This is a genomic window from Bacteroidota bacterium, assembly GCA_017303975.1.
Taxonomy (GTDB): domain Bacteria; phylum Bacteroidota; class Bacteroidia; order JAFLBG01; family JAFLBG01; genus JAFLBG01.
Window position 1 is genome coordinate 24595 of record JAFLBG010000024.1, and the last position, 26376, is coordinate 50970.

The 26376-nt window shown below is 34.0% G+C and carries 42 protein-coding genes; 4 read left to right on the top strand and 38 right to left on the bottom strand.

Going from position 1 to position 26376, the window contains the following annotated elements:
• Position 1: 1 nt before the first annotated feature.
• Complete coding sequence (gene glpK / locus J0M08_08970) at positions 2-1498, bottom strand: glycerol kinase GlpK (protein MBN8703185.1); 1497 nt, start codon at positions 1496-1498, stop codon at positions 2-4.
• A gap of 14 nt (positions 1499-1512) precedes the next feature.
• Complete coding sequence (locus J0M08_08975; protein MBN8703186.1) at positions 1513-2028, bottom strand: hypothetical protein; 516 nt, start codon at positions 2026-2028, stop codon at positions 1513-1515.
• A gap of 198 nt (positions 2029-2226) precedes the next feature.
• Here J0M08_08975 and J0M08_08980 point away from each other — a divergent pair, with 198 nt between their 5' ends.
• Together J0M08_08980 and J0M08_08985 are read left to right on the top strand one after the other, a co-directional pair.
• A complete protein-coding gene (locus J0M08_08980) occupies positions 2227-2424 on the top strand; it encodes a hypothetical protein (GenBank protein ID MBN8703187.1) in 198 nt (65 codons plus the stop codon).
• Positions 2421-2687, top strand: coding sequence for a type II toxin-antitoxin system RelE/ParE family toxin (locus tag J0M08_08985; GenBank protein ID MBN8703188.1), 267 nt, complete (start codon positions 2421-2423; stop codon positions 2685-2687). Before J0M08_08980 ends, J0M08_08985 begins: the two co-directional genes overlap by 4 nt.
• Before the next feature lie 478 nt (positions 2688-3165).
• Here the strand turns inward: J0M08_08985 and J0M08_08990 are convergent, their stop codons facing one another.
• On the bottom strand, positions 3166-3681 hold the full coding sequence (locus J0M08_08990) for a hypothetical protein (GenBank protein ID MBN8703189.1): 516 nt from the start codon (positions 3679-3681) through the stop codon (positions 3166-3168).
• 307 nt (positions 3682-3988) lie between these two features.
• Between J0M08_08990 and J0M08_08995 the strand changes: the two genes are divergently transcribed.
• A complete protein-coding gene (locus J0M08_08995) occupies positions 3989-5227 on the top strand; it encodes an aspartyl protease family protein (protein MBN8703190.1) in 1239 nt (412 codons plus the stop codon).
• Between the two features lie 4 nt (positions 5228-5231).
• Here J0M08_08995 and J0M08_09000 read toward each other — a convergent pair whose 3' ends face one another.
• Positions 5232-6650 (bottom strand): phosphoglucomutase/phosphomannomutase family protein, encoded by a 1419-nt coding sequence (locus J0M08_09000; GenBank protein MBN8703191.1) that lies wholly within the window; start codon positions 6648-6650, stop codon positions 5232-5234.
• Positions 6651-6833: 183 nt separating this feature from the next.
• Here J0M08_09000 and J0M08_09005 point away from each other — a divergent pair, with 183 nt between their 5' ends.
• Positions 6834-7427, top strand: coding sequence for a YceI family protein (locus J0M08_09005; protein MBN8703192.1), 594 nt, complete (start codon positions 6834-6836; stop codon positions 7425-7427).
• 76 nt (positions 7428-7503) lie between these two features.
• Here the strand turns inward: J0M08_09005 and rplQ are convergent, their stop codons facing one another.
• The 34 genes from rplQ to J0M08_09175 form a co-directional block, all read right to left on the bottom strand.
• Entirely contained in the window at positions 7504-7992 is a 489-nt protein-coding gene (gene rplQ / locus J0M08_09010) for a 50S ribosomal protein L17 (protein ID MBN8703193.1), read from the bottom strand.
• 59 nt (positions 7993-8051) lie between these two features.
• Positions 8052-9044: a DNA-directed RNA polymerase subunit alpha gene (locus tag J0M08_09015; GenBank protein MBN8703194.1), complete on the bottom strand. Its 993-nt coding sequence runs from the start codon at positions 9042-9044 to the stop codon at positions 8052-8054.
• Positions 9045-9080: 36 nt separating this feature from the next.
• Entirely contained in the window at positions 9081-9686 is a 606-nt protein-coding gene (gene rpsD / locus J0M08_09020) for a 30S ribosomal protein S4 (protein MBN8703195.1), read from the bottom strand.
• A gap of 43 nt (positions 9687-9729) precedes the next feature.
• Positions 9730-10143 carry a 30S ribosomal protein S11 gene (gene rpsK / locus J0M08_09025; GenBank protein MBN8703196.1) on the bottom strand — a complete coding sequence of 138 codons (414 nt, stop codon included), beginning with the start codon at positions 10141-10143 and terminating at the stop codon, positions 9730-9732.
• 21 nt (positions 10144-10164) lie between these two features.
• Positions 10165-10545: a 30S ribosomal protein S13 gene (gene rpsM / locus J0M08_09030; protein ID MBN8703197.1), complete on the bottom strand. Its 381-nt coding sequence runs from the start codon at positions 10543-10545 to the stop codon at positions 10165-10167.
• A gap of 28 nt (positions 10546-10573) precedes the next feature.
• The gene (gene rpmJ, locus J0M08_09035) at positions 10574-10690 is read right to left on the bottom strand and encodes a 50S ribosomal protein L36 (GenBank protein MBN8703198.1); all 117 of its coding nucleotides are present in this window, start codon (positions 10688-10690) and stop codon (positions 10574-10576) included.
• 43 nt (positions 10691-10733) lie between these two features.
• Complete coding sequence (infA, locus tag J0M08_09040; GenBank protein MBN8703199.1) at positions 10734-10952, bottom strand: translation initiation factor IF-1; 219 nt, start codon at positions 10950-10952, stop codon at positions 10734-10736.
• A 3-nt stretch (positions 10953-10955) separates the two neighbouring features.
• Complete coding sequence (gene map / locus J0M08_09045; GenBank protein ID MBN8703200.1) at positions 10956-11735, bottom strand: type I methionyl aminopeptidase; 780 nt, start codon at positions 11733-11735, stop codon at positions 10956-10958.
• Between the two features lie 14 nt (positions 11736-11749).
• Positions 11750-13090, bottom strand: coding sequence for a preprotein translocase subunit SecY (secY, locus tag J0M08_09050; GenBank protein ID MBN8703201.1), 1341 nt, complete (start codon positions 13088-13090; stop codon positions 11750-11752).
• Between the two features lie 30 nt (positions 13091-13120).
• Positions 13121-13570: a 50S ribosomal protein L15 gene (gene rplO / locus J0M08_09055; GenBank protein ID MBN8703202.1), complete on the bottom strand. Its 450-nt coding sequence runs from the start codon at positions 13568-13570 to the stop codon at positions 13121-13123.
• Positions 13571-13581: 11 nt separating this feature from the next.
• Positions 13582-13758, bottom strand: coding sequence for a 50S ribosomal protein L30 (gene rpmD, locus J0M08_09060; GenBank protein MBN8703203.1), 177 nt, complete (start codon positions 13756-13758; stop codon positions 13582-13584).
• 10 nt (positions 13759-13768) lie between these two features.
• Positions 13769-14287: a 30S ribosomal protein S5 gene (rpsE, locus tag J0M08_09065; GenBank protein ID MBN8703204.1), complete on the bottom strand. Its 519-nt coding sequence runs from the start codon at positions 14285-14287 to the stop codon at positions 13769-13771.
• A 12-nt stretch (positions 14288-14299) separates the two neighbouring features.
• Positions 14300-14656, bottom strand: coding sequence for a 50S ribosomal protein L18 (rplR, locus tag J0M08_09070; GenBank protein ID MBN8703205.1), 357 nt, complete (start codon positions 14654-14656; stop codon positions 14300-14302).
• 15 nt (positions 14657-14671) lie between these two features.
• Positions 14672-15226: a 50S ribosomal protein L6 gene (gene rplF / locus J0M08_09075; protein ID MBN8703206.1), complete on the bottom strand. Its 555-nt coding sequence runs from the start codon at positions 15224-15226 to the stop codon at positions 14672-14674.
• A gap of 20 nt (positions 15227-15246) precedes the next feature.
• Positions 15247-15645, bottom strand: coding sequence for a 30S ribosomal protein S8 (gene rpsH, locus J0M08_09080; protein MBN8703207.1), 399 nt, complete (start codon positions 15643-15645; stop codon positions 15247-15249).
• Positions 15646-15669: 24 nt separating this feature from the next.
• Positions 15670-15939: a 30S ribosomal protein S14 gene (gene rpsN, locus J0M08_09085; protein MBN8703208.1), complete on the bottom strand. Its 270-nt coding sequence runs from the start codon at positions 15937-15939 to the stop codon at positions 15670-15672.
• Between the two features lie 3 nt (positions 15940-15942).
• On the bottom strand, positions 15943-16497 hold the full coding sequence (gene rplE / locus J0M08_09090; GenBank protein ID MBN8703209.1) for a 50S ribosomal protein L5: 555 nt from the start codon (positions 16495-16497) through the stop codon (positions 15943-15945).
• Positions 16498-16505: 8 nt separating this feature from the next.
• A complete protein-coding gene (gene rplX / locus J0M08_09095; GenBank protein ID MBN8703210.1) occupies positions 16506-16823 on the bottom strand; it encodes a 50S ribosomal protein L24 in 318 nt (105 codons plus the stop codon).
• A gap of 21 nt (positions 16824-16844) precedes the next feature.
• Positions 16845-17213, bottom strand: a complete 369-nt coding sequence (rplN, locus tag J0M08_09100; GenBank protein ID MBN8703211.1) for a 50S ribosomal protein L14 — start codon at positions 17211-17213, stop codon at positions 16845-16847.
• A 24-nt stretch (positions 17214-17237) separates the two neighbouring features.
• Complete coding sequence (gene rpsQ / locus J0M08_09105) at positions 17238-17519, bottom strand: 30S ribosomal protein S17 (GenBank protein ID MBN8703212.1); 282 nt, start codon at positions 17517-17519, stop codon at positions 17238-17240.
• A 5-nt stretch (positions 17520-17524) separates the two neighbouring features.
• Positions 17525-17728, bottom strand: a complete 204-nt coding sequence (rpmC, locus tag J0M08_09110; GenBank protein ID MBN8703213.1) for a 50S ribosomal protein L29 — start codon at positions 17726-17728, stop codon at positions 17525-17527.
• 11 nt (positions 17729-17739) lie between these two features.
• Entirely contained in the window at positions 17740-18168 is a 429-nt protein-coding gene (gene rplP / locus J0M08_09115; protein ID MBN8703214.1) for a 50S ribosomal protein L16, read from the bottom strand.
• A 36-nt stretch (positions 18169-18204) separates the two neighbouring features.
• On the bottom strand, positions 18205-18948 hold the full coding sequence (gene rpsC, locus J0M08_09120) for a 30S ribosomal protein S3 (GenBank protein MBN8703215.1): 744 nt from the start codon (positions 18946-18948) through the stop codon (positions 18205-18207).
• A 22-nt stretch (positions 18949-18970) separates the two neighbouring features.
• Positions 18971-19411, bottom strand: a complete 441-nt coding sequence (rplV, locus tag J0M08_09125; GenBank protein MBN8703216.1) for a 50S ribosomal protein L22 — start codon at positions 19409-19411, stop codon at positions 18971-18973.
• A 7-nt stretch (positions 19412-19418) separates the two neighbouring features.
• Positions 19419-19700, bottom strand: a complete 282-nt coding sequence (rpsS, locus tag J0M08_09130; protein ID MBN8703217.1) for a 30S ribosomal protein S19 — start codon at positions 19698-19700, stop codon at positions 19419-19421.
• A 22-nt stretch (positions 19701-19722) separates the two neighbouring features.
• A complete protein-coding gene (gene rplB / locus J0M08_09135; protein ID MBN8703218.1) occupies positions 19723-20547 on the bottom strand; it encodes a 50S ribosomal protein L2 in 825 nt (274 codons plus the stop codon).
• A 5-nt stretch (positions 20548-20552) separates the two neighbouring features.
• On the bottom strand, positions 20553-20846 hold the full coding sequence (gene rplW, locus J0M08_09140; GenBank protein ID MBN8703219.1) for a 50S ribosomal protein L23: 294 nt from the start codon (positions 20844-20846) through the stop codon (positions 20553-20555).
• 19 nt (positions 20847-20865) lie between these two features.
• Positions 20866-21495 carry a 50S ribosomal protein L4 gene (gene rplD / locus J0M08_09145; protein ID MBN8703220.1) on the bottom strand — a complete coding sequence of 210 codons (630 nt, stop codon included), beginning with the start codon at positions 21493-21495 and terminating at the stop codon, positions 20866-20868.
• 13 nt (positions 21496-21508) lie between these two features.
• Positions 21509-22123 (bottom strand): 50S ribosomal protein L3, encoded by a 615-nt coding sequence (gene rplC, locus J0M08_09150; protein ID MBN8703221.1) that lies wholly within the window; start codon positions 22121-22123, stop codon positions 21509-21511.
• Positions 22124-22182: 59 nt separating this feature from the next.
• A complete protein-coding gene (gene rpsJ, locus J0M08_09155) occupies positions 22183-22488 on the bottom strand; it encodes a 30S ribosomal protein S10 (GenBank protein MBN8703222.1) in 306 nt (101 codons plus the stop codon).
• 29 nt (positions 22489-22517) lie between these two features.
• Positions 22518-24638, bottom strand: coding sequence for an elongation factor G (fusA, locus tag J0M08_09160; GenBank protein ID MBN8703223.1), 2121 nt, complete (start codon positions 24636-24638; stop codon positions 22518-22520).
• A gap of 17 nt (positions 24639-24655) precedes the next feature.
• Positions 24656-25123: a 30S ribosomal protein S7 gene (gene rpsG, locus J0M08_09165; GenBank protein ID MBN8703224.1), complete on the bottom strand. Its 468-nt coding sequence runs from the start codon at positions 25121-25123 to the stop codon at positions 24656-24658.
• Positions 25124-25150: 27 nt separating this feature from the next.
• Positions 25151-25549 (bottom strand): 30S ribosomal protein S12, encoded by a 399-nt coding sequence (locus tag J0M08_09170; GenBank protein ID MBN8703225.1) that lies wholly within the window; start codon positions 25547-25549, stop codon positions 25151-25153.
• Positions 25550-25720: 171 nt separating this feature from the next.
• Positions 25721-26376: class I SAM-dependent methyltransferase (locus J0M08_09175; protein MBN8703226.1), on the bottom strand; the 656-nt coding region annotated here is incomplete at its 5' end.

A 26376-nucleotide genomic window follows, 5' to 3' on the forward strand; every position in this document is an offset into this window, starting at 1 on the left:
TTCAATCGCCATCGGCCCATGCAATAGCCGCATTTACAGCGCGCTTCCAGCCCTTTATCAAATCGCTTCTATCTACACCTTTCATTGTCGATGTAAACTCCTTATCAATTTGCCATTGCTGTTGTATATCCTCCACGCTCTCCCAAAAACCAACTGCAAGTCCTGCTAAGTAAGCAGCTCCAAGCGCTGTAGTTTCGGTAACTTTGGGGCGAACTACTTTTGTGTTCAACAAATCGCTCTGAAATTGCATCAACGAATTATTAATCGTTGCACCACCATCTACTCTCAACTCCGCAATAGTAATACCGGAATCCGCTTCCATAGCTTTGAGCACATCGTAGGTTTGATAGGCAATACTATGCAACGCAGCTTTTGCTATATGTGCATCACTGCTTCCGCGCGTCAATCCAAACAAGCATCCTCGCGCGTGTTGATTCCAATTAGGAGTACCCAATCCGGAAAAAGCAGGCACCATATACACTCCACCTGTATCGCTAACACTGGCAGCTAAAGCTTCTATCTCTGCAGAAGTACGAATTATCTTTAATTGATCTCGCAACCACTGCACTACAGCTCCCGCAATAAACACGCTTCCTTCCAACGCATATTCTGTTTTACCATTTATTTGCCAGGCAATGGTAGTTAGTAAATTATTTTTAGAAGCTATTGCTTTAGTTCCGGTATTCATCAACATAAAACAACCGGTACCATAGGTATTCTTTACCATACCTTGTTTAGTACACAATTGACCAAACAATGCAGCTTGCTGATCTCCGGCAATTCCGGCTATTGGAATATTTATTTCAGATATAGTATTTCCGGTAGTTCCATAAACACAACTAGACGATTTCACTTCCGGCAAAAGAGATTCCGGTATTGTAAATAATTGTAGTAATTCCCTATCCCACTTACACGTATGTATATTCAATAACATAGTACGTGATGCGTTGGAAACATCTGTAACATGCACCTTTCCTCCTGTAAGCTTCCAAACAAGCCAGCTATCTATCGTTCCGAATGCGAGTTCTCCTTTTTCAGCTTTAGCTCTAGCTCCGGACACATTATCTAATATCCATTTTAATTTTGTTGCAGAAAAATATGCATCAATTACCAATCCTGTTTTCTGCGCAATTAAAGCAGAATGTCCTGCAGTCTTTAATTCATCGCAATAACCGGCTGTACGTCTGTCTTGCCAAACAATAGCATGATAAATAGGTTTACCGGTACTACGCTCCCAAACAACCGTTGTTTCTCGTTGATTGGTAATGCCAATAGCTGCAATTTGTTTCATAGTAGTATTTGCAGCTGCAACAGCTTCGACCATGGTGCCCAACTGAGTACTCCATATTTCTTCTGCATCATGTTCTACCCAACCCGGTTGCGGAAATATCTGTTTAAATTCTTTTTGAGCTACGCGAACAATATTTCCTGCTTTATCAAAAATAATACTGCGACTACTGGTAGTGCCCTGATCAAGAGCAAGAATATATTGAGACATGTATAAAAAATATTTTAGTTTACTAGGCTGAATGTTTCTTTTACGGCTGTATAATTTCTAAAATCAACATCCTTCTGCTTAGCCATAGCAGAACCTGCTATGCAAACAATTTTAAATGTAAGAGAAGACACAGTTGGTTGCGACAAATCAGAATTCTGAATAATTATCTGCACATTTCCTGTTGTATAAACAAAACGCTGATTCATACTGGTACTTGCAGTTAATGCAATAGTACGCGCCAACGGAGCCCAAGTACCACTAGTTGTTTTTAAATAAACCAATACTGCACCATTTGCAACAATATCCGCTGTTAAATTAGGAACAGAAATATTGCTGTATTTATAAGACCCCGCAGCATCCCATGTCCAAGTAGTAACTGTATCTGTTTGGCTTTTTACATTTGCATTTCCGTTTGTACCGTTTGTACCATCTGCTCCGGCAGGCCCGGCTTCTTTCTTACAAGAAGCAATCGTTAAGAATAAAGAAGTTGTTAAAATAATTGCTGTAATTGTCTTTAGAATTGTTTTCATTTTTGTAGTTTTTAGATGGTAGATTTAAAAGTAGTACATAAGATACTAAATTTTAGTTTTGGTAGATATTAAAAAAAATAGGATTACAAAGTAAAATTCAAGTATTCTAGTTGCCCTTCTTTAAAGGGTATCCAATAAAGGCTAGACATTTGACCCATTTATTGAAATTGAGTATATTTGTATATTAAATATAATGCTATGGAAACTGTCCTTATCAACGTCCAAAAAAAATCCGACATTTCTTTCCTAATAAATCTTGTGAAAAAACTTGGAATGACAGCTAAGTCGCTTACACATGCAGAGGTGGAAGATTGGAATTTAGCTCAAAAAATTGAAAAAGGGATGAAAACCTCGAATGTAAATCGGAACGAGGTAATGAAGGCTTTGGGAAAATGAAAATTGAATTCAAAAAATCTTTTCTCAAAGATTTAAAAAAGCTCAATAACAAGAATCTAAAAAATGCAATTGCAGAATGTATTATCCAAGCCGAATCTGCTGAAAACATTTCTGAAATAAAAAACTTAAAAAAATTAATAGGATACTCTATCTACTATCGAATAAGAATTGGCGATTATAAAATTGAACTAAAAGTCGAAAACAAAACCATCTATTTTGTTATAATTGAACACAGAAAAGATATTTATACAAATTTCCCCTAGTAACTTTGGAACTGAAATGAATCCAACTTGCTTATTGGCAAGTAACTCTTTAGTTTGAATTTTGATTAGATAGGTTAATTAGAAATTTCACTCTCAATTTTTTTTGCTAATAAATTGATTTTATGCAAATACTTATTAAGTATTTTTTGAAAAATATAAACCAATGGGATCCCTATTATCCACTGAAACATCATTGTACCGATAAGTGAGTTTCCACATTTAAAATCTAAATTAGTATTTGATGGATAAAAAAGCTTATAAATATGGCAACTCCAAAATGAATAAAATAAAATAAAATAACATAAGAATAGAAAAAAATAAGGGAGAAATACTACAAAAAACATATACTACAAAATCCTTATTTCTTAAACGAAATAGTATATTAACTATAAAGACTAATAACAAATAAAAAGCAGTTTCAATTACTCTATCAATATTAATTTCTCCTTAATGAGGATTATGTCCAAAATGGGGCAAGCTAACTAGCCAACAATTCCTTCTTGGTTTTCTCTAATATATCAAGGGCATCTTCTTTTTTGTTCGATTCTGCGTAAGTACGTAATACCGGCTCTGTAACAGATGCACGAATCATCAACCAATCGTTCTCGTTGAAAAAACACTTCCATCCATCAATTGTCTCCACTCGCTTAACAGCATAATTACCAAAGGAAGTATAGGTATTATTCTTACAATTATTAACAATTCTATTTTTCAACGCTTCATCCAAATACAAGTCGTAGCGCTCAAAAGCAAAGGTTCCTGTTATTTGGCAAACCTCTTCAATCAATTGCATTAAGCTCTTTCCGGGTTTTGCCATATATTCCCACACCACTAGCGCAATCCAAATTCCATCACGCTCCGGAATATGACCTTTTATTGCTATTCCACCGGACTCTTCTCCACCTAACAACACATCGTCTTCAATCATAATACCGGCAACATACTTAAAACCGATTTTCACTACTTGATATTCCAAGCCAAAATGCTCACACATTCTTTTCACACGGGGTGTAACAGAGAAAGCGTTTACCACTTTGCCTTTTATGTGTTTTCTTCTAATAAATATTTAATAAGCAATAATATAATGTAGTGAGCCTCGCCAAAATAGACTAATTAAAAGTAGGCTCCCATATTAATTAGCAAATAACTTCTTTAATATTTAAATTGTAATAAAAAAACAGTATACAACTGTATATCAATCAATTATAATATAAATATTATTTTTCATATGTTATAAAACGTATTTGTTTTCTTGGCAAAAATTAAAATAAGAAGTAAATTGAAAGTAAAAAACTAGCAAAATGAAAAATGAAAAAATGTTTAGATATTGTATATTTTTCACTCTCTTATTTTTACTTGGATGCGACACAATAAAAACAGTAAAAATAATTAGAAGAGGGGAAGTTGATCAAAAACAGTTTAAAACACAAATACCATTTGAATTTAAAGATGGATTAATAATAGTAAAAGTTGGTATTAATGGTGTTGAGTATAATTTTATAGTTGATACAGGAGCTCCGAATGTTCTATCAACAGAACTAGCAACTGAACTAAAGTTAAAGAATACCTCAAAACAAAAAGTAGAAGATTCTCATGGTGCTAGCTCTGCTTTGGGCTTTACAACAATTAACAAACTAACAATTGGGGGGATTGATTTTTTAAATACAGGAGCCGCAATTGCAGATTTAAAACAAAACCCAATTTTGGAATGTCATCACATAAAAGGTTTTATTGGAGCTAATTTGATGAGAAAAGCAATTTGGGAATTTGATTTTAAAAATAAAATGATCTCTATTGCTAATAGTATAGATTCTTTTCGCATTCCCTCAAATGCGAATCTCGTTCCTTTTTATACAGATATAACAGGAACACCATTCATTGATATGAGCTACAACGGCCTGATTGATAAAAACGTTACTGTTGATTTTGGCTATAATGGAAATATAGAAACCTCAACAGTTGTATTTAATAAACTTAAACAATCGAAATTAATATCTGATAATACCTGTAGATTTGGGTGTAATAGTTTTGGTTTGAGTGGTAGAGGCAATAATGATACTATTTATGATGCAGTTATTTCAAAAATAAAAATTGGGGATATTACATTAACTGATTATGTTGTTTCTTTTAATCAAGATAAAAGTAAAAGTAATATCAAATTAATCGGCACAGCTTTTTTTAAAAACTATAGAATAATTCTAAACTGGAATAAGAACAAACTAATACTCATTAAGAACAATGACAATACTAGCACAAAGGCAAAGGGCCATGCTATTAGCTGTGGCTTCGCTCCTATTTTTGAAAAGGGGATACTTTTTATAGGAATGATTGATAAAAATTCCGATTCGGAAAAACAAGGATTGAAAATAGGTGACGAAATTTTAGAGGTTAATGGCACCAACTATCGTAACTTTACACAAGAAAAATATTGCGAAATAGTAAATAATAATGGTTTTTTTTCATTCGAAACAGATACTATCATCTTAATTACAATAAAGAGAGATTCTCAAGAATTAAAATTTAAAATAACCCCAAATTAAAACACTAACTCGCCAATAATTGTTTTTTGGTTTTCTCTAAAATATCCAAAGCCTTTTCTTTGGTAAATGATTCTGCATACGTTCGTAAAACAGGCTCGGTACCCGAAGCTCTAATCATAAGCCATTCGTGTTCATTAAAAAAATATTTCCACCCATCAATTGTCTCTACACGTTTAACAGCATAGTCTCCAAACGTTTTATAGGTATTGTTGGTGCAATTACTCACAATTTTATTTTTTAAGGCTTCGTCCAAATGCAAATCATAACGCTCAAAAGCAAACGAATCGGTTATTTTATATACATCTTCAATAAGCTGCTCCAACGTTTTTCCCGATTTAGCCATGTATTCCCATATTACCAAACCAATCCAAATTCCATCACGCTCCGGAATATGACCTTTTATTGCTATTCCACCGGATTCTTCACCACCCAACAACACATCGTCTTCAATCATAATACCGGCAACATATTTAAAGCCAATTTTTACTACTTGGTATTCCAAACCAAAATGCTCGCACATTTTTTTAACACGGGGGGTAACCGAAAAAGCATTAACTACTTTGCCTTTCATATGTTTTGCCTCCACTAAATATTTTATAAGCAATAAAATAATATGGTGCGAATCAACAAAATTTCCTTTGTTGTCATACAAACCAATTCTATCGGCATCTCCATCGGTAGCTAAACCGCAAGCAATATTTCCATTTGATTTTATCAAATTAGAAAACTCTTGCAAATTTTTATGAATAGGCTCCGGTGCTGTATTGTTGAATTGCGGATTGTGTTCACAGTGCAATTTTACTACTTCAGGAAATAAGCGCTTCATTACATTTTGTCCTGCTCCATACATAGCATCGTAAGCAAATTGCAATCCACTCTTCTTTATAGCTTGCAAATCAAAATTCTTCTCTATATGCGCGCAATACATGGTTTCTAAATCAACATATTCTAGCTGTTTTGTCGAAACAGCAGTATCTAATGCAATTCCAGCATAATCAATCTGACATTCGGAAGGCATTATCTCTTCTATTTCTGCAACTTTTTCCGGCACCAATGGTCCACCGTACGAACCTTTCAGCTTAAAACCATTATATTCTGGCGGATTGTGGCTAGCTGTAATTATTATTCCAACAGAAGTTTCTATTTTTACAGCACCTAACGATATCATTGGTGTTGAAACAATTCCTTTTGAAAGGTAAACTTTCACATTGTATGCAACCATTACCTTGGAAACCGTTTCTGCAAAAAGCTCTCCTGCAAATCGGCAATCATGCCCAATCACAACTGATGGATTTTTATAGTTCTTCAACAGCCACTTAGCAGTAGCCTCTGCCACACGTGCTACATTATCAACGGTAAAGTCTTTTCCAATGATGGCTCTCCAACCATCGGTTCCAAATTTTATAGTTACTCTTGAATTCATATTTTATTTAAATAAACACACGCAAATATATAACAATTAAGCACTTACATGAATATTTAAATACAATAAAACCCACCAACTGAAACAAATCAGATAAATATTTAACAAATTTTAATATTTATTTGTTAAAACATATATTGTTTTTACATATATTTGTTCCAACAAATAAAATTTTAAATAACTATGAAAAAAACAATCACAATGGGAGCAATGATTCTTACCACAGCGCTTACAGAAGTAGAAGCGCAAACTACAACATGGGCAATCGATCCATCACACACCAAAGTTGGTTTTAGTGTAACACACATGATGGTTGCCGAAACAGAAGGTAAATTCAAAATGTATGACGGAAAAGTAACTTCATCAAAAGAAGACTTTACAGACGCTCAAATTGAATTTTCTATCGATGTTGCAAGCATCAATACAGACGATGAAAAAAGAGATGGCCATTTAAAATCTCCTGATTTCTTTGATGTAGAGAAATTTCCAAAAATGAAATTTAAAAGCAAATCGTTTAAAAAGGTAGCTGATAAAAAATACAAACTAAGTGGAGAACTTACCATTAAAGACGTAACAAAAGCAGTTGAGTTTGATGTTATATATAATGGCACAGCCCAAAACCCTTGGACCAAAGCTATTGTAGCCGGATTTAAATTAGATGGCACAATAAACCGTGTTGATTATGGCTTAAAATGGAATGCCGCATTAGAAGCAGGAGGGGTAATTGTTGGTGAGAACGTAAAAATTAAATGTGATGTTGAGTTAAATAAAAAATAAACAAATAAACTATAAAACACGAAGGGGTGGTTCTTTAAAAGAACCACCCCTTCGTGTTTTATAATTACGAGAATATTTACTCAGCAGACTCCTTATTACCAGAATCAGCAGCTTCTGCTTTTGTAGTTGTAGTTTTCTTTCTACTTCTTCTAGTTGTAGGTTTAGATTTTTTATCAGCAGTAGAAGATGTTCCTTTTAGTAAATTTTCATTAAAATCTACCAACTCGATTAAACACATTTCTGCATTATCACCAGGCCTTGGTCCTGTCTTAATAATTCTTGTATAACCACCTTTTCTTTCTGCAATTTTTGGAGAAATATCCTTAAATAAAGTAGCCACAGCCTCTTTATTTTGCAAATAACTAAATACTATTCTACGCGAATGAGTAGAATCATCCTTAGATTTAGTAATTAATGGCTCTACATATGTTCTTAACACTTTCGCTTTAGCAATAGTGGTATTAATTCTTTTATGCATGATAAGCGAAGTTGCAAGATTTGCCAACATCAATCTTCTATGCCCATCTTTTCTACCTAAATGATTATTTTTATTTCCGTGTCTCATTACTCTATAATATTAAATCTTTCAAAAATTTCGTATTCAATTGGTTTTATGCCCCAATACTAGTCTTTATCCAACTTGTATTTAGCTACATTCATTCCAAATACCAAGCCTTTATTTTGAACAAGCTCTTCCAATTCAGTAAGTGATTTTTTACCGAAATTTCTAAACTTCAATAAATCATTCTTATTGAATGATACTAAATCACCCAAAGTTTCTACATCAGCAGCCTTTAAACAATTCAATGCTCTAACAGATAAGTCCATATCTACTAGTTTTGTTTTAAGCAACTGACGCATATGCAATGAAGCCTCATCAAACTCTTCTTCCGAAGTTTTAACTTCTGTATCTAGTGTTATACGCTCGTCAGAAAACAACATAAAATGATGAATCAAAATTTTTGCTGCTTCTTTCAACGCATCCTTAGGATGAATAGAACCGTCAGTAACAATATCAACTAACAGTTTTTCATAGTCAGTTTTTTGCTCAACACGGTAATTCTCAATATTAAATTTTACATTTTTTATTGGAGTAAAAATTGAATCGATCGGAATTAAACCATTAGAAGCATTTACCGGTTTGTTCTCCTCTGCAGGAACATACCCTCGCCCTTTTGCAATAGTAAGCTCAATTTTAAGCTTTACATTAGAGTCCATATGACAAATAACTAAATTTGAATTTAGCACTTGAAAGCCAGAAGTAAATTTGCCAATATCTCCTGCAGTAAACATATCTTTACCAGTAATATTTACGATAACTCGTTCTGTTTCAGTCCCTGTAATTTGTCTTTTAAATCTAACTTGTTTTAGATTCAAAATAATTTCGGTAACATCCTCTGTTATACCTTTTACAGTTGAAAATTCATGGTCAACATTTTCTATTTTGATAGCTGTTATTGCATATCCTTCAAGTGAAGAAAGTAAAATTCTTCTCAAGGCGTTACCGATAGTAATACCATACCCGGGCTCTAACGGACGGAACTCAAACTGCCCGTCAGTTTCGCTCGAATTTATCATGATAACCTTATCTGGTTTTTGAAAATCTAAAATCGCCATATGTATTAATTTATATTTGTTGCTAAATTAGTTAAATTACTTAGAATACAACTCCACTATTAATTGTTCCTTAATATTCTCAGGAATTAACGTTCTATCAGGTACAGAAATAAACTTACCTTCCATAGTAGAACTATTAAAATCTAACCAAGGATATTTATTTGCAGATGAACCTGCATTATTACTAATAACCTCTAACGATTTAGATCTTTCTCTTACAGCAACAGTATCTCCAGGTTTTAATATATAAGAAGAAATATTAACAACATTTCCATTTACCATTATATGACTATGTGATACAAGTTGTCTTGCAGCAGATCTTGTAGGAGCAATTCCCATTCTGTAAACAACATTATCTAATCTTGATTCGATAAGTTGCAATAAAACCTCACCTGTAATACCTTTCGCTCTAGATGCTCTCTCGAAAGTTTTAGCAAATTGCCTTTCCAATATACCATAAGTATACTTTACCTTTTGCTTTTCTTGAAGCTGAACAGCATACTCAGATTGTTTTGATCTCTTCTTATTTAAACCGTGCATTCCCGGAGGATAGTTCTTTTTTTCTAAAACCCTATCAGAACCAAAAATTGGTTCTTTAAATCTTCTTGCTATTTTCGATTTTGGGCCAATGTATCTTGCCATTTTATCTTTATTTTATTCTTAGTTTGTACTCTAAATATCAATTTTATACTCTTCTTCTCTTAGGAGCACGGCATCCGTTGTGTGGAATTGGAGTAATGTCCATTATCTCAGAAACCTCAATACCAGCTGCATTTATAGAACGAATTGCAGACTCTCTACCCGCTCCAGGCCCTTTTAAAAACACCTTTACCTTCCTTAAACCTAAATCATATGCTACCTTTCCACATTCTTGAGCAGCCATTTGAGCCGCATAAGGAGTGTTCTTCTTAGAACCCTTAAAGCCCATTTTTCCGGCACTTGACCAAGAGATTACTTGACCAGCATTATTAGTTAAAGAGATAATAATGTTATTAAATGTTGCGTTTATATGTGCTTGACCAATTGCGTCAACTTTTACAACTCTTTTTTTTGCGGCTGCTTTACTTGTTGCGCTCGCTTTGTCTGTTGTTTTTGCCATTCTAAATCTTAGTTATGTATATTATTTCTTAGCTGCTACTTTTTTATTCGCCACAGTTTTTCTTCTTCCTTTTCTGGTGCGTGCATTGTTTTTAGTAGTTTGACCTCTAACAGGTAAACCATTTCTATGTCTCATACCTCTATATGATCCAATATCCACCAAACGTTTAATGTTAAGCTGGGTTTCAGATCTTAATGCACCTTCAACCTTGTGTTTCTCATTAATAATAGTTCTTATTTTTGCCAAATCATCATCATCCCAATCGCTTACTTTTTTATCAAAATCAATCTCAGCTTTTGTAAGAATTTTCTTAGCTGAACTTCTTCCAATACCATAAATGTATGTAAGACCAATTTCTCCTCTTTTATTTTTTGGTAAATCTATACCTGCAATCCTTGCCATTTTATATAATTATTTATGTATTAATAAATTATTTTTGTCTTTGTTTGAATTTAGGATTTTTCTTGTTTATAATATATAAACGTCCTTTTCTTCTAACAATTTTACAATCAACACTTCTTTTTTTAATTGATGTTCTAACTTTCATAATCTGTGTTTTTATGCATGTTTTGACCTCTCAAAACATTATTTTACTTATATCTAAACGATATTCTTCCTTTTGTTAAATCATATGGAGACATCTCAACCTTTACTTTATCTCCTGGTAATATTTTAATATAATGCATCCTCATTTTGCCGGAAATATGAGCTGTTATAATATGCCCATTTTCAAGCTCAACTCGAAACATTGCATTAGACAATGCTTCAATTATTGTCCCATCTTGTTCAATGGATGGTTGTTTTGCCATATATTATTTTACTACTTTAACTATTTCTTCCAAATAAGAAAAACTTGATAATATATCTGCTTTCTTATCTCCAATCGCAATTGTATGTTCAAAATGCGCTGATGGCAATCTATCCAATGTTCTAATCGTCCAACCATCATTCTCTTGAACAACATTCTTTTTCCCCATATTTATCATGGGCTCTATAGCAATTACAATTCCTTCTTTCAATTTCGGGCCACTACCTTTTTTTCCATAGTTAGGAACCTCAGGTGCCTCATGCAAACTTCTTCCAACCCCATGACCAACCAATTCCCTCACTACTGAAAAACCATTCGATTCAGCATGAGTTTGAATAGCTTCGCTAATATCTCCAACTCTATTTCCTGTCACAGCCATCTCTATACCCTTATACAAACATTCGTAAGTTACCGTTAGTAGTTTTTGAACTACTGTATCTATTTGACCAACTCCAAAAGTAAAAGCCGAATCTCCATAAAAGCCATTTTTAAGTACACCACAATCAACAGATACAATATCACCTTCTTTCAGCTCAATTGAATTGGGGATGCCATGTACTACTACAGAGTTTACTGATACACAAAGTGTATGTTTGTAACCGTTATATCCTTTAAAACCAGGCTTGCCGCCATTATCAAGTATAAACGACTCTGCAACCTTATCTAACGCCAAGGTTGTTACTCCTGGCCTTATTAGTTTTCCAACCTCCGCAAGCGTTTGTCCAACAAGTAAAGAACTATTTCTAATTAACTCTATTTCCTCTTTAGTTTTAAGATGAATCATTTTATAAATACATCTTAATAACCAGAAGCCATACTCATAGATGATCTACCTTTTATTCTACCCGATTTCATCAATCCATCGTAATGTCTCATTAATAAATGACTTTCAATTTGCTGCAAAGTATCCAAAACAACACCAACCAATATCAACAAGGAAGTACCACCATAAAATTGGGCAAATTCAGGAGTTACATCAAGAATAACAGCAAATGCAGGCAAAATAGCTACAAAAGCAAGAAAAATAGACCCTGGTAAAGTAATTCTAGACATTACTGTATCAATAAATTCAGCTGTTTTCTTACCAGGCTTAACACCAGGAATAAAACCTCCATTACGTTTCATTTCCTCTGCCATTTGGTTTGGATTTACAGTAATGGCAGTATAAAAATATGTAAAAATTATAATTAAGGACGCAAAAACAAAATTATACCAAAATCCATAATGGTCAGAGAATGTTGCAACAAAGCCTGACATAGAGTCCGCCTCAGCAAACTGAGCCACAGTAATAGGAATAAACATAATTGCTTGTGCAAATATAATTGGCATTACACCAGCAGCATTCACTTTCAATGGAATATATTGTCTAACCCCACCATACTGTTTATTACCCACAATCTTTTTTGCAAATTGCACAGGAACTCTTCTTGTACCTTGAACTAATAGAATTGAGCCGATAATAATGAACAATAATATTACCAATTCTAACAAAAGGATGATAAAACCTCCTCCAGCTCCATGAGAACGAGAATCAAATTCAGATATAAAAGCAAACGGCAATCTAGCCACAATACCAACCATAATTAATAGTGATATACCATTACCTATCCCTTTGTCTGTAATTCTTTCCCCAATCCACATAATGAACATTGTACCCGTAATTAGAATTAGGACTGAAGATATCCACCAAAATGCAGATGGATCGGCTACTACACCCGGTTTATTTAAAATTTGGGTTGGAATGTATCCTATTGCTTGAAATACTGTTACCGCAATAGTAAGAATTCTTGTGTACTGATTAATTTTTCTTCTTCCACTCTCTCCTTCTTTTTGTAGTTTTTGAAAATAAGGAATAGCCATTCCCAACAATTGAACAACAATTGATGCAGAAATATAAGGCATTATCCCCAACGCAAATATAGAAGCTCTTGAAAAAGCTCCGCCTGCAAAAATATTAATTAACGCAATAATCCCCTCTGCTTCTGAGTCATAACTGCCCAAAACATTTGAATTAACACCCGGAATTACAACATACGTTCCAAAACGATATATCAATACTAAACCCAAAGTATAGAGAATACGAAATCTCAAATCCTCTATAGTCCAAATATTTTTAAGTGTATTTATTAAATTTTTCACTATTTAATTTTTGTTTAAAATTTGTTATTATTATTCAATAACAACTACTGAACCACCTTTTGCTTCAATCGCTTTTTTAGCAGTATCAGAAAATGCATGAGCTTTGATATCAACTTTGGACTTAACTTCGCCTCTACCTAAAATTTTAATTAAATCTCTTTTGTTTGCCAACCCTTTTTCAACAAGAACAGCAGGATCCAATACAGCAACATTTGATTTATCAATAATACTTTGAATCATATCTAAGTTGATACCTCTGTATTCAACACGATTAATGTTCTTAAACCCGAATTTAGGAACCCTTCTTTGTAAAGGCATCTGCCCTCCTTCAAAACCTTTCTTTTGGCTATATCCAGATCTAGATTGTGCTCCCTTATGACCTCTAGTAGAGGTTCCACCCTTACCAGAACCTTGCCCACGACCTTTTCTTGTGTTGTTTTTTATCGATCCTTTTGCAGGAGTTAATTTACTTAAATTCATCTTTTATAAAATTATGCTTCTATCTTTACTAAATGTTTTACCTTTTCAACCATTCCTAATATCTGAGGAGTAGCTTCTAATTCAACAGTTTGTTGAACCTTTCTAAAGCCTAATGCTGTCAATGTTCTTTTTTGACGCTCAGGTCTGTCAATTCCACTCTTAATTTGAGTAATTTTAATCTTTGCCATCGTATAGATATTATCCGTTAAATACTTTATCTAAGCTAATTCCCCTTTGTTGAGCCACAGTAGCTGCATCTCTCATTTTGGTAAGTGCATCAATCGTTGCCTTAACAACATTGTGTGGATTTGAAGATCCCTTTGATTTTGCTAACACATCGGTAATACCAACACTTTCTAAAACAGCACGCATAGCACCACCGGCAATTACTCCAGTACCATGAGATGCAGGTTTCAAAAACACCACAGACCCACTAAATTTTCCATGTTGCTCATGTGGTACAGTACCCTTATTTACTGCAACTTTAATCAAATTTTTCTTAGCATCATCAATTCCCTTGCTTATAGCATCGGTAACTTCTTTTGCTTTGCCTAAGCCATAACCAACAACCCCCTTTTCATTTCCAACAACAACAATAGCTGCAAAACTAAATGTACGTCCACCTTTTGTTACTTTGGTAACACGCTGAACTGCAACTAATCTATCTTTTAGTTCTATTTCGCTTGACTTAACTCTTTTTACGTTTACTTTAGACATAATTTCTTTTTATTAAAAATTTAAACCACCTTCTCTAGCTGCATCAGCCAAGGACTTAACTCTTCCGTGGTACAAGTACCCGCCTCTGTCAAAGTTAACAGTTTTTATACCTGCCTTTATAGCTCTTTCTGCGACAGTTTTTCCTACTATTTGGGCTTGCTCTATTTTTGTTACCTTTTTCGAACCTAATTCTTTTTCTGAAGATGAAACATGTAACAAAGTTTTACCTGCCACATCATCAATAAGTTGAGCATATATCTGCTTATTACTTCTAAAGATAGAAAGCCTTGGTCTTTCAGCATTTCCTGAAACAACCTTTCTAATTCTTTTTTTAATTCTTTCTCTTCTTTCTAATTTACTAAGTGCCATTTTTATTACTATTTATTATTTACCTGCAGCTTTTCCTGCTTTTCTTCTTAATTGTTCGTTTGCAAATTTAATACCTTTTCCTTTATAAGGCTCAGGTTTTCTTAAAGATCTTATTTTAGCTGCAACCATTCCTAATAACTCATTGTCAATAGCCTCTAAAATAACCATTGGATTTTTCCCTTTTTCAGCAGTAGTAGTAACCTTTATCTCGTTAGGCAACTCAAAAGCAACGTTGTGTGAATAACCTAATGTTAATTCCAACAACTGACCTTTATTAGCTGCTCTATAACCTACACCTACCAATTCCTGTTGTGTTTTATAACCTTCAGAAACACCTTTCACCATGTTAGCTAAAAGAGATCTATAAAGTCCATGCAAAGCTTTGTGTCTTTTTTGATCTGTAGGTCTAGTTAATATAACTTTTCCTTCTTCAACCTTAACACTTATAGCTGGGTCAAGAGTTCTTTGCAACTCGCCTTTTGCACCCTTTATTGATACCACATTACTTGCAGAAACTTTCACTTCTACTCCTTTAGGTAATGTAATTGGTAATTTTCCGATACGTGACATCTTAATTCTATTCTATTTAATTAGTAAATATAACATAATACTTCTCCACCCACATTTTGTTTTTTAGCTTCCTTATCTGTCATCAAACCTTTTGACGTAGATAATATTGCTACACCTAAACCATTTAATACTTTAGGCATGGAATCTACATTTGAATATTGTCTCAATCCAGGAGAACTAATTCTTTCCAATCCCTTTATTGCAGATTGTTTTGTAACAGGATGATACTTTAATGCAATTTTTATAGACCCTTGTTTATTCTCGGTATCTTCAAATTTATAGTTTAAAATATATCCCTTTTCATGCAATATTTTTGTAATCTCCTTTTTCGTATTTGAAGCAGGAATCTCGACAATGCGGTGATTTGCTTTTATTGCGTTTCTTACTCGTGTTAAGTAATCAGAAATTGTATCTGTCATCTCAGTTGTTTTTAAAAATTATTATTACCAGCTAGCTTTTCTTACTCCCGGGATTTTTCCGTTTAAAGCCATTTCTCTAAATGTGTTTCTTGAAACACCAAACTGCCTAGAATAACCTCTTGGTCGTCCAGTAAGTTTACATCTGTTTCTTAATCTTACAGGAGAAGAATTTCTTGGTAATTTACTAAGTCCGATATAATCACCGGCAGCCTTAAGAGCAGCTCTTTTTTCTGCGTATCTAGCAACCAATTTTTCTCGTTTAGCCTGTCTGGCCTTCATTGACTCTTTTGCCATGCTCTATGATTGTTTTTTTAAATTCTTAAATGGTAAACCAAATTCTGCAAGTAAAGCATGTGCCTCTGCATCGGTATCTGCAGATGTAACAAATGTTATATCCATACCCATAATTTTACTTACTTTATCAATATCTATTTCCGGAAAAATAATTTGTTCTGTAACACCTAAAGTGTAATTACCTCTTCCATCAAAACCTTTATCGTTTATTCCTTTAAAATCTCTAATACGAGGCAATGAGGCAGAAATCAATCTATCTAAAAATTCATACATAGTATCTCCTCTAAGTGTTACCTTAACACCAATTGGCACGCCTTTTCTAAGCTTAAAGTTAGAAATATCTTTTTTAGAATAGGTAGCTATAGCCTTTTGACCAGTAATGCTAGACATTTCCTTTACAGCTGATTCAATTAATTTCTTATCAGCTACTGCATCTCCTATACCTTGATTGATACAAATTTTTTCCAGTTTAGGCACCTGCATAACAGATGAATAATTAAACTGCTTTTTAAGATTAGACACCACTTGTGTCTTATACTTTTCTTTTAGTCTTGGAATGTGTGCCATTATTTAATTACCTCCCCTGATTTTTTTGCATATCTAACTAATTTTTCGCCTTCTAACTTTCGTCCAAGTCTAGTTGGTTTTCCGGTAGATGGGTCGATTAACATTAGGTTTGATATATGTATTGAACCTTCTTTTTTTACGATGCCTCCTTGAGGACTTTTAGCATTAGGTTTTGTGTGTTTAGATATCATGTTTACACCTTCTACTGTTGCTCTTAATTTTTTAGTATCAACAGTAAGAATTTTGCCTTCTTGCCCTTTAGCTTCTCCGGCAATAACCTTTACTAAATCTCCTTTTTTAATATGTAACTTAGCCATTTTTCTCTTCTTTATAATATTTTATAGTACTTCTGGTGCTAATGAAACAATTTTCATAAATTGCTTATCTCTCAATTCTCTAGCAACGGGTCCAAAGATACGAGTTCCTCTTAATTCATCAGTAGCATTTAACAAAACTACTGCATTATCATCAAATCTTATATATGAACCATCAGGTCTTTTTATTTCTTTTTTAGTTCTAACAACAACCGCTTTAGATACAGTTCCCTTTTTTACTCCTCCGGAAGGAAGTGCATGTTTAACTGTAACAACCACTTTATCCCCAATAGAGGCATAACGTCTTCCTGTTCCGCCTAAAACTTTAATTACGAGAACTTCTTTTGCTCCACTATTATCTGCAACACTTAATCTTGACTCTTGCTGTACCATAGTTATTTAGATATTTATATTATATTATTTCGCTCTTTCTAAAATCTCAACTAATCTCCAACGTTTAGTTTTGCTCATAGGTCTTGTTTCCTGAACCTTCACTAAATCTCCAATTTTAGCATCGTTCTTTTCATCATGGGCTACAAATTTAGTAGTTCTATTGATAAATTTACCATACTTAGGATGTTTTACTTTTCTTTCTACAGCAATAACTATTGACTTTGTCATTTTATTACTAGTAACAACACCTATCTTTTCTTTCCTAAGTTTTCTAGTTGATGCTGTTGATGTATCTTTTGTTTCCATCTAAATTATTTCTTTATTTCTTTAAGTTCTCTTTGTCTTAATTCTGTTTTTAATCTAGCTACTAATCTTCTTTGAGCTCTGATTTTAAGCGGATTTTCAATTGGAGAAACTGCATGATTTAATTTCAATTTTTCCAATGTTCCCTTTTCTCCTTTTACTCTTTCAGCTAAATCTGTAGTTGAAAGTTGTTTTATTTCTTCTTGTTTCATAATTCTAATTATTATGCTTTTTCTTCTACGTAATCTCTTCTCACAACAAATTTAGTTGTAATTGGTAGTTTCTGTGCTGCCAAACGCAATGCCTCTTTGGCAACTGCCATTGGAACTCCATCAGCTTCAAAAATAATCCTTCCTGGTTTTACGATTGCAACCCATAATTCTGGATTACCTTTACCTTTACCCATACGAACCTCTGCAGGCTTTTTAGTAACTGGTTTATCAGGGAAAATATTTATCCAAATTTGACCTTCACGTTTCATGAAACGAGTTACAGCAACCCTAGCCGCCTCAATCTGACGAGCAGTAATCCACGCTTCTTCTAATGACTTAATTCCAAATGAGCCAAATGAAAGTTGCGCTCCGCGTTTTGCGTTGCCTTTCATCATGCCTTTGTGCATTTTTCTATGCTTTGTTTTCTTTGGCTGTAACATATTACTTATCTAGTTAAACTTTTTGCTTATTTAATCTTATTGACCTCTTTTTTTATTTCCTCCTTGTGCTCCACCTCTTGGGTTGTTAAATCTTGGGGCTTGCTTTTTTTCTTTATTAGCTGTCGAAGATACAATATTTGGAGACAAATCTCTCTTTCCGTAAACTTCACCTTTACAAATCCAAACTTTCACACCTAATCTACCATAAGTAGTGTGTGCCTCTGCATGAGCATAATCAATGTCAGCACGGAATGTATGTAATGGTGTTCTTCCTTCTTTGTAGCTTTCAGCACGAGCCATCTCAGCACCACCAATACGACCGGAGATTTTTGCTTTTATCCCTTCTGCCCCCATTCTCATTGCGGATGCAATAACCATCTTAATAGCTCTTCTATAAGAAATACGTCCTTCTATTTGTCGAGCAATGCTATCTGCAGCTAATCGAGCATCTAGTTCTGGGCGTTTTATTTCAAAAATATTTATCTGTACTTCTTTCTTTGTAATCTTTTTCAACTCTTCTTTTATCTTATCAACTTCTTGACCACCTTTTCCTATAATAATGCCGGGACGTGCAGTATTAATGGTAACAGTAATAAGTTTCATGGTTCTCTCAATTATAATTCTTGAGATAGCACCTTTTGCAAGACGAGCTTTAAGATAGTTTCTTATTTTCTCATCTTCTACAAGTTTTTCAGCATAATGTTTACCACCGTACCAGTTAGAATCCCAACCTTTGATGATTCCTAGTCTATTACCTATCGGATTTGCTTTTTGTCCCATTCTATTTTTATAATAATTTTAATTATTCTGCTACTGTTTCTTCTGTTTCTGCTACCTCAGCTTGCACAGGATTGTTTTTATAATCGATAAACAACGTTACGTGATTAGATCTCTTTCTTACACGATAAGCTCTCCCTTGAGGAGCTGTTCTCAACCGTTTCAACATAACCGCACTATCAACAAATACTTCTTTTACAATTAAACCAGCCTCATCAGGTCTTTGACCAGTTTTTGCTTCAAAGTTAGCAATTGCAGAAGCTAACAATTTCTCTAATCTATTGGACGACTCTTTCACATTGAATTTTAAAATATTCAATGCAGTATAGACATCTTTTCCTCTGATTAAATCGGCCACCATTCTCATTTTTCTAGGAGATGTAGGACAATTATTGAGTTTGGCAAAATAGGTTGTCTTTTTTGCTTCCTTAATTTTATCTGCTTTTTCTTTTTTTCTAGCTCCCATTTTCTAATTATTTTTTAGCTTCTGTCTTATTATTTCCAGAGTGACCTCTAAAGGTTCTTGTAGGTGCAAACTCTCCAAGTTTATGCCCAACCATATTTTCTGTTACGTATACAGGTATAAATTTGTTACCATTATGAACAGCAAATGTGTGCCCAACAAAATCCGGAGAAATTGTTGATCTTCTTGCCCAAGTTTTTACAACTGTTTTCTTATTTGACTCATTCATTACTAGAACTTTTTTTTCTAGTTTAAAATCAATAAACGGTCCTTTTTTAATGGATCTTCCCATCTTATATCTTAATTAATTTTTGTTATTTCTTTCTTCTTTCAATAATATATTTATTGCTTGGATTCTTTGGCTTTCTGGTTTTGTAACCTTTAGCTGGAACTCCAGTTCTTGATCTTGGATGCCCACCGGAAGCTCTACCTTCACCACCACCCATTGGATGATCTACCGGATTCATTGCAACACCACGAGTTCTTGGCTTAACACCCAACCATCTTTTTCTACCAGCCTTACCGTGACTTTCAAGAATGTGATCTGCATTAGAAGCTGTACCAATAGTAGCCATACAAGTTAATAAAACTCTTCTAGTTTCACCAGAAGGCATTTTTAAAACTGCATACTTATCTTCTCTTGCCAACAATTGTGCATAAGAGCCGGCCGATCTTGCAAAATTTGCACCTTGAGAAGGTCTTAGCTCAATATTATATATTAATGTACCTAGTGGAATATCGCTTAGGAACATAGCATTTCCCACTTCAGGAGTTGCCTTTGGACCAGACATAATTTTTTGTCCAACTTTCAATCCATTTGGAGCAAGAATATATCTTTTCTCTCCATCAGAATAAGTTACCAACGCAATATTTGCTGTTCTATTAGGATCGTACTCAACTGAAGTAACAACAGCTGGAATATTATGCTTATCTCTTTTGAAATCAATTAATCTAAGCTTTTTCTTGTGACCACCACCTATATAGCGCATAGTCATTTTACCACTATTATTACGACCACCTGATCTTTTCTTACCAACTAATAAGCTCTTTTCAGGAACATTGGTGGTAATTTCATCATATGTACTAACTACTTTAAAACGTTGACCAGGAGTAAGAGGTCTTAATTTTTTTAATGCCATTTTACTTATATATTACTGTAAAAATCAATTGTTTCACCTTTCTTTAAAGACACAATAGCCTTTTTGTGCTTATTTACTCGCCCGATTGCTAAACCAGATTTTGTATTACGCGTTTTTACTTTGCCTAGGTAATTCATTGTGCGAATTGCTTCAACCGTTACGCTATACATTTTCTCAATCGCGTTTTTTATTTCAATTTTATTTGCCTTAGCATCTACAACAAATCCAAAGCGATTAAATTTTTCGCTATTAGAAGTCATTTTTTCTGTAATGATAGGCTTTACTATGATTGATTTCATTGCTTACTTATTATTTCTCTTAGTTTGCTAATAATTTTTCTATTTCTTGAACAGAGCTTTCTGCTAAAACTAAGTTACTTGCATTTAGTACATCATATGTATTAATTTCTGATGCCTTTATAACTTTAGCATTAGGAATATTTCGTGCAGACAAATAAACATTTTTGTTATAGTCGCCCACAACAAGAAGCGTTTTCTTTGAACTAAGTTCTAGATTTTTTAGTAGCTCAATATAGTTTTTTGTTTTAGGAGCTTCAAAGTTAAAATCTTCAATAACAGTAATATTATTGTCTTTAGCTTTATAAGTTAAAGCTGATTTCTTTGCTACTTGCTTAAGTTTCTTATTCAGCTTAAAAGAATAATCTCTAGGACGAGGACCGAATACAGTACCACCACCAACAAAAACAGGAGACTTTCTACTGCCGGCACGAGCGCCACCAGTACCTTTTTGTCTTTTTAGCTTTTTGGTTGTACGATTAACTTCAGCTCTCTCTTTTGTTTTATGAGTTCCTTGGCGCTTGTTAGCTAAGATTTGCTTAACATCCAAATAGATTGCATGATCATTAGGTTCTATACCAAAAATATCTTGATTAAGTGTAACTTTCTTAGAAGTTTTTTTGCCACTTATATTTACTACTGCTAATTCCATTGCGATTTGTTAATTATTTTTCAACTGTAACATAAGATCCTTTAGCTCCAGGTATAGACCCTTTAACTACTAAAAGATTTTTCTCTGCTAAAACTTCTACTATTTCAAGGTTTGCTTTTTTAACACGATTTCCACCTGTTCTTCCAGCATGCTTTTTCCCCTTAAATACTCTTGAAGGGTCAGATCCTGCACCATTAGATCCTGGAGCTCTGCTACGATCGTGCTGACCGTGAGTGCTTCCTCCAACACCACTAAATCCGTGTCTTTTTACAACACCTTGAAAACCTTTTCCTTTTGAAGTACCAGTTATATCAACAAAATCACCTTTAGCGAACATTTCGACAGTAATTTGTTCTCCTAGATTTTTTCCCTCAAACCCTTTAAACTCTACTAATTTTCTCTTAGGAGTTGCATTCGATTTTTTGAAGTGTCCTTTCATTGCATTTGATGTATGCTTTTCCTTTTTATCATCAAATGCTAATTGAAGTGCTTCATATCCATCACTCTCTAAGGTTTTTACTTGCGATACAACGCAAGGACCAGCTTCGATTATTGTGCATGGTGTATATTTACCATTGGCACCGAAAACGCTAGTCATTCCAATTTTTTTACCTATTAATCCTGACATTTTATATATATACTATTAGTTTATTCTTTTTTGTTAATCTAAACGGAACGGCTTTAACCTCATACTTTGATTTCAACCTCAACACCGCTAGGCAACTCCAACTTCATCAGCGCATCAACGGTTTTAGATGTTGAGCTATAGATATCAAGCATTCTTTTGTAGGAGCTTAATTGGAACTGCTCACGAGCTTTTTTATTTACGTGAGGTGCGCGTAATACAGTATAAATATTTTTGTGCGTTGGTAGAGGAATTGGTCCGCTTACAATTGCACCAGTCATTTTTACTGTTTTTACGATTTTTTCAGCTGACTTATCAACCAAGTTATGATCGTATGATTTTAGTTTTATTCTAATTTTTTGGCTCATCTATTTATTAAACCTTAACGTTATATTATTTAAACTTTTTCTGTTTTTCCTTTTACTTTTGCAATTACTTCGTCAGCAACGTTTTTAGGAGCATCTGCGTAATGAGAGAATTCCATTGTAGATGTTGCTCTACCAGATGTAATTGTTCTAAGAGTAGTAACATAGCCAAACATTTCGGATAATGGTACTAACGCTTTTACAACCTGAGCTCCTGCTCTAGAATCCATTCCTTGAATTTGCCCTCTACGTTTATTTAAATCGCCAACCACATCACCCATATTTTGTTCAGGAGTGATAACTTCTACCTTCATGATAGGCTCTAACAATACAGGTTTAGATTTAGGTAATGCTTCTCTATAGGCTGTTTTAGCGCATATTTCGAATGATAATGCGTCAGAGTCAACAGCATGGTAAGAACCATCTATTAGAACTACCTTCATTTTATCCATTGGATAACCTGCTAACACACCATTAACCATTGCTGAACGGAATCCTTTTTCTACAGATGGAACAAATTCACGAGGAATATTACCACCTTTTATTTCGTTTATAAATTGTAATCCTAAATTCTTTTTATCAATTACGAAATCGTCATCAGCAGGACCAACTTTGAAAACAATATCTGCAAACTTACCGCGACCACCGGTTTGTTTTTTGTAAACTTCTCTATGATCAACAGTTTGAGAAATAGTTTCTTTATATGCTACTTGAGGCGCACCTTGATTGATTTCCACTTTAAATTCTCTTTTTAAGCGGTCAACTATAATCTCTAAGTGAAGCTCGCCCATACCACTAATGATGGTTTGTCCTGAATCTTCATCTGTTTTAACACGGAAAGTAGGATCTTCTTCTGCTAATTTACCAAGAGCCATACCTAGTTTATCTAAATCTGCTTGCGTTTTAGGCTCAACAGCAAGACCGATAACCGGTTCAGGGAATTGCATTGCTTCTAATACAATTGGATTTTTTTCATCACAAAGTGTATCTCCTGTCTTAATATCCTTGAATCCAACAGCAGCACCAATATCTCCTGCTTCGATAAAATCGACAGGATTTTGTTTATTTGCATGCATTTGGAAAATACGAGAAATACGTTCTTTATTGCCACTTCTTGTGTTTAATACATAAGAACCTGCATCTAAACGACCTGCATAGGCTCTAAAGAAGCATAGGCGACCAACAAATGGATCGGTTGCAATTTTAAATGCAAGAGCTGTAAAAGGCTCTTTAGCATCCGGCTTACGAGTTACCTCTTCGCCTGTATTTGGATTTGTACCAACAATATTATCTTTATCAAGCGGACTAGGTAAAATCTCCATTACATAATCCAACATGGTTTGAACACCTTTATTTTTGAATGCAGAACCGCAAAGCATAGGAACTACTTTACCTGCAATACAAGCTTTACGCAGAGCGGTTAGAATTTCTTGTTCGGAAATAGAGTTAGGATCTTCAAAGAATTTCTCCATTAACTTGTCGTCAAACTCCGCAATTGCTTCCAACAAAAGTCCTCTGTATTCAGCTACCTCAGCTTTCATATCATCAGGAATAGGAACAACAGTAAATGTCATTCCCTGGTCAGCTTCATTCCAAACAATACCTCTGTTATTTACTAAATCTACCACACCTTTAAAATTCTCCTCGGCTCCAATTGGTAATTGCAAAGGAAGAGCATTTCCGCCTAACATTTCACGCACTTGCTTTACAACGTTTAGAAAATCTGCACCAGAGCGATCCATCTTGTTAACAAAACACAAACGCGTAACGTTATAATTGTTAGCTAAACGCCAATTTGTTTCAGATTGAGGTTCAACACCATCAACTGCTGAAAACAAAAAAACTAACCCATCTAGTACACGTAAAGAACGATTTACCTCAACTGTAAAATCAACGTGACCCGGGGTATCAATAATATTTATTTTGTATTTATTATTTCTATAATTCCAGAAACAAGTTGTAGCAGCAGAAGTAATAGTAATACCACGCTCTTGCTCTTGGACCATCCAGTCCATAGTGGCAGCGCCATCATGCACCTCACCAATTTTATGATTTACACCTGTATAGTAAAGAATACGCTCAGTTGTAGTGGTTTTACCAGCATCAATATGGGCAGCAATCCCAATGTTTCTTGTATATTTTAAATCGCTCATAGGTTATTTATAAAATTTTATACTCTAAAGTGAGAATACGCTTTGTTAGCTTCTGCCATTTTATGCACATCTTCTTTCTTTTTGAAAGAAGCACCTTCTTCTTTAGAAGCAGCAATAATTTCAGCAGCTAATTTTTGCCCCATTGATTTTTCGTTTCTTTGACGAGCATAAGAAATCATCCATTTCATGCCCATAGAAACTCTTCTGTCTGGGCGAATTTCTTGAGGTATCTGAAAGTTAGAACCTCCAACACGTCTGCTTTTTACTTCAACAGAAGGCATTACATTTTCTAATGCTTTTCTCCAAACTTGCAAGCCATCTTGCTCGGTTTTCTGAGATACTATATCAATTGCCTCATAAAGTGTTGTTAATGCTGCACTTTTTTTGCCATCGTACATTAAATTATTGGCAAAACGAGTAATCATTGTATCGTTAAACCTTGGATCTGGGCTTAAAATTCTCTTTTTGGCTCTCGACTTTCTCATTTATATTCTGTCTAATCTTATTAATATTTATTTTTTAGCAGGTGCTTTTGCTCCACCTTTACCTTTTTTGGTTCCGTATTTTGAACGTCTTTGATTTCTACCTTCAACTCCGGCAGTATCAAGCGCTCCACGAACAATATGATAACGTACACCAGGCAAGTCTTTTACCCTACCTCCTCTTACCAACACGATAGAGTGCTCTTGCAAGTTGTGACCCTCGCCAGGGATGTAGGCAATAATTTCTTGACTGTTTACCAATCTAACCTTTGCCACTTTTCTCATAGCTGAGTTAGGTTTTTTAGGTGTTGTAGTATACACACGTGTACAAACTCCTCGTTTTTGAGGACAAGAACCCAAAGCAGCTGATTTACTGCGATTTGTAGCTCTAACTCTACTTTTTCTTACTAATTGTTGTATTGTAGGCATTATAAATTTTTATAAAATTCCACTTATTTGGGAGGGCAAAGGTAAAAAATTAAAATCTTATAAACAATACCTATGTTGTAAAATTTTTAAATATTATTTGATTTTAAGTATTTTTCTAGGGTATTGAGAATGGAATATTTGATAATATATTGATAATCAGATATTTAATTTTTATTGTCTAATTATAAAATTTTGCTTTTGAAGTTCATTTTTAAAAAATACAATACCCAAATAAAAGAGGTCTATTGTAACTTTAGTCTTCTGATGCTGTTTTATGTAATTCCAAGCATCTTCCATTTCGGCTGACCAATGAATATCATCGAAAACAAATACCGAATTATTGGTGATAAAAGGCAAACATTGTTCAAAATAGTCGATTGTTGGTTTTTTTTTATGATTTGCATCAAAAAAGACAAAATCTACTTTTTTTAATTTTTCTAATGCCGGGTTAAGTGTTTTCGAAATATCGCCAACAGAAATTTGAATATTTTGGATATTGAGGTTGTTGAAGTTTTTTTGAGCAATATTAGCAATTTCTGGAGCACCTTCGAGCGATATTATTTGAGAATTTGGAGCAGCAGAAGCCAAATAAGCTGTAGAAGTACCTAAACTCGTTCCTAATTCGAGAATTGTGCTGGGATTGAAATAGTTAACTATTCTAAAAAGCAACTGTGATTGTTTTGAAGGCTTTAATGCGCTTTTGGCAATATCCGCTATTCTTCTTCGAGAATTCTTTTTTCCGTTTATTGAACCAGCACCCAAATCTAGAACTTCAATTGAGGCCGTATCTTTTTTTAAATTACGTCTAATGGTTTCAATTTTTTGAT